The sequence below is a fragment of the Psychrobacter sp. SZ93C1 genome (genome assembly GCF_015864635.1).
In the GTDB taxonomy this organism is placed as follows: Bacteria; Pseudomonadota; Gammaproteobacteria; order Pseudomonadales; family Moraxellaceae; genus Psychrobacter; species Psychrobacter fozii.
Map to the genome: position 1 here is coordinate 1 of NZ_JADYWY010000019.1, position 2668 is coordinate 2668.

The following is a 2668-nucleotide window of genomic DNA, read 5'->3' on the forward strand; positions in this document are numbered from 1 at the left end:
TTAAAATTCGGAAAGCTTATTTAAAAGTATTTCTCTTCAAACGCATTCAAGGTCTGGTACTTCTGAGTCCACAAAACCCCTTGGGTGTTGTATGGTTAAGCCTCACGGGCAATTAGTACAGGTTAGCTCAATGCCTCGCAGCACTTACACACCCTGCCTATCAACGTCGTAGTCTACGACAACCCTTTAGGACACTTATAGTGCCAGGGAAAACTCATCTCAAGGCTCGCTTCCCGCTTAGATGCTTTCAGCGGTTATCGATTCCGAACTTAGCTACCGGGCAATGCCATTGGCATGACAACCCGAACACCAGAGGTTCGTCCACTCCGGTCCTCTCGTACTAGGAGCAGCCCCTTTCAATTTTCCAACGCCCACGGCAGATAGGGACCGAACTGTCTCACGACGTTCTAAACCCAGCTCGCGTACCACTTTAAATGGCGAACAGCCATACCCTTGGGACCGACTTCAGCCCCAGGATGTGATGAGCCGACATCGAGGTGCCAAACACCGCCGTCGATATGAACTCTTGGGCGGTATCAGCCTGTTATCCCCGGAGTACCTTTTATCCGTTGAGCGATGGCCCTTCCATTCAGAACCACCGGATCACTATGACCTGCTTTCGCACCTGCTCGAATTGTCATTCTCGCAGTCAAGCGGGCTTATGCCATTGCACTAACCACACGATGTCCAACCGTGTTTAGCCCACCTTCGTGCTCCTCCGTTACTCTTTGGGAGGAGACCGCCCCAGTCAAACTACCCACCAGGCACTGTCCGTAATCCCGATTCAGGGACCAACGTTAGAACATCAAAACTACAAGGGTGGTATTTCAAGGACGACTCCATCACATCTAGCGACGCAATTTCATAGTCTCCCACCTATCCTACACATGTAGGTTCAATGTTCAGTGCCAAGCTGTAGTAAAGGTTCACGGGGTCTTTCCGTCTAGCCGCGGGTACACTGCATCTTCACAGCGATTTCAATTTCACTGAGTCTCGGGTGGAGACAGCGTGGCCATCATTACGCCATTCGTGCAGGTCGGAACTTACCCGACAAGGAATTTCGCTACCTTAGGACCGTTATAGTTACGGCCGCCGTTTACCGGGGCTTCGATCAAGAGCTTCGTCCGAAGACTAACCCCATCAATTAACCTTCCGGCACCGGGCAGGCGTCACACCGTATACGTCATCTTACGATTTTGCACAGTGCTGTGTTTTTAATAAACAGTTGCAGCCACCTGGTATCTGCGACTCTCGTCTGCTCCATCCGCAAGGGACTTCACTGATAAGAGCGTACCTTCTCCCGAAGTTACGGTACCATTTTGCCTAGTTCCTTCACCCGAGTTCTCTCAAGCGCCTTGGTATTCTCTACCCGACCACCTGTGTCGGTTTGGGGTACGATTCCTTACAATCTGAAGCTTAGAGGCTTTTCCTGGAAGCATGGCATCAATGACTTCACTACCGTAGTAGCTCGACATCGTATCTCAGCGTTAATAGTGGTCCGGATTTACCTAAACCACCCGCCTACATACTTGAACCTGGACAACCGTCGCCAGGCCCACCTAGCCTTCTCCGTCCCCCCATCGCAATTGTAAGAAGTACGGGAATATTAACCCGTTTCCCATCGACTACGCCTTTCGGCCTCGCCTTAGGAGTCGACTTACCCTGCCCCGATTAACGTTGGACAGGAACCCTTGGTCTTCCGGCGAGGGAGTTTTTCACTCCCTTTATCGTTACTCATGTCAGCATTCGCACTTCTGATACCTCCAGCAGCCCTTACAGACCACCTTCAACGGCTTACAGAACGCTCCCCTACCCCACATACCCTAAGGTACGTAGCCGCAGCTTCGGTGTATAGCTTAGCCCCGTTACATCTTCCGCGCAGGCCGACTCGACCAGTGAGCTATTACGCTTTCTTTAAATGATGGCTGCTTCTAAGCCAACATCCTGGCTGTCTGAGCCTTCCCACATCGTTTCCCACTTAGCTATACTTTGGGACCTTAGCTGGCGGTCTGGGTTGTTTCCCTCTCCACGACGGACGTTAGCACCCGCCGTGTGTCTCCCGGATAGTACTTACTGGTATTCGGAGTTTGCAAAGGGTTGGTAAGTCGGGATGACCCCCTAGCCTTAACAGTGCTCTACCCCCAGTAGTATTCGTCCGAGGCGCTACCTAAATAGCTTTCGGGGAGAACCAGCTATCTCCAGGTTTGATTGGCCTTTCACCCCTAGCCACAAGTCATCCGCTAATTTTTCAACATTAGTCGGTTCGGTCCTCCAGTTGATGTTACTCAACCTTCAACCTGCCCATGGCTAGATCACCTGGTTTCGGGTCTAATCCTAGCAACTGTACGCCCAGTTAAGACTCGGTTTCCCTACGGCTCCCCTAAACGGTTAACCTTGCTACTAAAATTAAGTCGCTGACCCATTATACAAAAGGTACGCAGTCACACCACGAAGGTGCTCCTACTGCTTGTACGTACACGGTTTCAGGTTCTATTTCACTCCCCTCACAGGGGTTCTTTTCGCCTTTCCCTCACGGTACTGGTTCACTATCGGTCAGTCAGTAGTATTTAGCCTTGGAGGATGGTCCCCCCATATTCAGACAGGATATCACGTGTCCCGCCCTACTCGTTTTCACTGATTATGAGATGTCGACTACGGGGCTATCACC

1 rRNA gene is annotated in these 2668 nt (G+C 51.2%); it reads right to left on the bottom strand.

Annotated features, from left to right (window positions below):
* Positions 1-91: 91 nt before the first annotated feature.
* Positions 92-2668: ribosomal RNA gene (locus tag I6E83_RS14570) — 23S ribosomal RNA — on the bottom strand; the annotation flags it as partial.